1 protein-coding gene is annotated in these 2146 nt (G+C 55.6%); it reads right to left on the reverse strand.

The window, feature by feature from the left end; translation table 11 throughout:
* On the reverse strand, positions 1 to 1939 hold a 1939-nt coding region (locus ACWVCN_RS11080), incomplete at its 3' end, for an SLBB domain-containing protein (RefSeq protein WP_455245765.1).
* Positions 1940 to 2146 lie beyond the last annotated feature (207 nt).

Consider the following 2146-nt stretch of genomic DNA (forward strand, 5'->3'; position numbering starts at 1 on the left):
CCAAGCTGGCGGACTGAGCCGTCAACCGCTGTTTCTCTGAAGCGATAAAACGTTCGAGTTCCGCCTGTTGCCTTTTCCGAACCGATTCGCGGACCAAGATAATCCCTTCCGGAAACGCGTTGCCGGTAAATCCTCCGGCTCGTTTGAGCACGGAGCTCAAACGCTCTCCGGTCTCAAGCGTAAAATGGCCCGGCCTTTTCACCTCGCCCTCCACCAAGACGACGTTGGGCGGGCGCATTTGGCTGCCGATCACGATCTGATCCATGCGCTGCAGCAACAGACTTTCGGCTTTCTCGTCCTCGAACAGTACCCTGGGGCTGAAAGAAATCACCTGGGTCTGATAGGTGAGCGGATCGGTGCGAATAAGTTCCGCACTGTCCAGATAGGCATCGACCGTCAACTGATCGGGCTTGAGGAGATCGCGCACTTCCATGCCCGGTTTGAATTCGTAAGGGCCTGGATTTTTCACGGCACCGGCTAATGTCACGACGTTTGTCACCTGCGTCGGCATGGAGCCGATACGGACATAATCCCCGTCGTGCATCACCAAATCGACTCCGGGGCCTGCCGGCCGCTTTTTTCCCTTGGTTTCGGTGATTACGCTGAGATTCACATCTATGATGATACGTCCCTTTTCGGGATCGAGACGGAAGAGTTGGCAGCGTTGATGATTAGCAAGAGGAGTGAGCCCTCCGGCTAACTGAAGAAGATCAATCAATCTCAGGCCGGGCCTGAGCTCATAAATAGCAGCCCGTTTCACTGCACCGCTGATCGCAGCTACCGGACCGAGCGGCGGCACCACGATCACATCACCGGACTGAAGCCTGGAATCGTTCCGTCGATCCCCTCCCATCAGAAATTGGTAGAAATCGACTTCGGCCACCACCTGGCTTTCTCGGACCAGACGAACCTGTCGTAACGACCCGGAGCGCGCCGGTCCGCAGGCAGCATAGATCGCATTCGACACAGTTGCCAGCGAACTGACTTCATATGCGCCGGGCCTGACGACTTCGCCAACCACATACACTTTGATCGTGCGCAGCCTGGCCATCGCCACATGGACTTCAAAACGTTTCAAATGAGCCCCAAGCCGGCTCGTAATGGCTCTCTCAGCTTGCGAGAAGGTCAGTCCGCCGACAGGAATGGCTCCGATCTGAGGGATGACGATCATGCCGTCGCGCTCAACTTGCACGATGTAACTTCGATTCAAATTCGGATCCGGGACATTCCAAATATGGATTGAGAGGGAATCAAGAGGACCGAGCACATAGTCTGGACCGACGGGAGCGTCAGGCACAGGAGCGAAACTCGTCGCCTGGGTATCGAAAAAATCGTAGCCGAATTGTTGCAGCCGGCTCTTCACTCCATGGAGAACCGAGAACCGCGCGAACGCTTCCTCAACCGTATAATCCCTATCTGTTGTCGTCTTTTCAATCCGTTTGGGCTTCTTCTCCAGTGAACTGGACAACCCCTTGATCGCACCACGGCCTGGTTGAACAGCCTCCGCAATCGTCGGAGCTTTTTCATCGCGGTTCTCCAGACTCTCCCGATTTTCTCGACTCTCTCTCCTCTCCCGCTCTTCCCGCTCCAGCTTCATCCGTTCTTCAGCAGAAGCAGGTAGCACAGTTGACGTTTCCGTCGGCCAGAAGTCATTCAGGCTTGCGGTTACATCTGTAGAGCTCGGCATTGTCCGTGCCGGAGGAGCAGGGCAGGGATTCGAAGGAGGAGTCAAGGGTTCGACCGCTGTGGGATTCGTAATAATCGGCGCACCAGGCAAGAGGTCTCGCGTCCCTAAAGTCGTTGGACCACCCGCCCCAAGCGGAGGGAAGCCCTGCGTTCCGAGACTCTGCGCGAACAACGGAGGAGGCACCGCCATCGTGAAAACAATGGTCCAAATGCACGCATTGGTCAGCGATGAAAGCAGAGTGGGATTCTTCATCGTCATCCTCTTTATCTTACGCAATAAGATGTGGCGCAGAAGAAGTTCAAACTCAGAGATTTCCCCTACGAATCCGATGAACCCTAGCCCATTGAATCATCTGCGTCAAGAACGCCTGGGGACAGGCACCTCGCCGACCTTCGGTCAGGCGGGAGCCTGTGCCCAGTTAAAATTCCATGGCAAGCGAGGTCCAGACCAAATGATTCG

It is taken from the genome of Petrachloros mirabilis, from assembly GCF_975968855.1.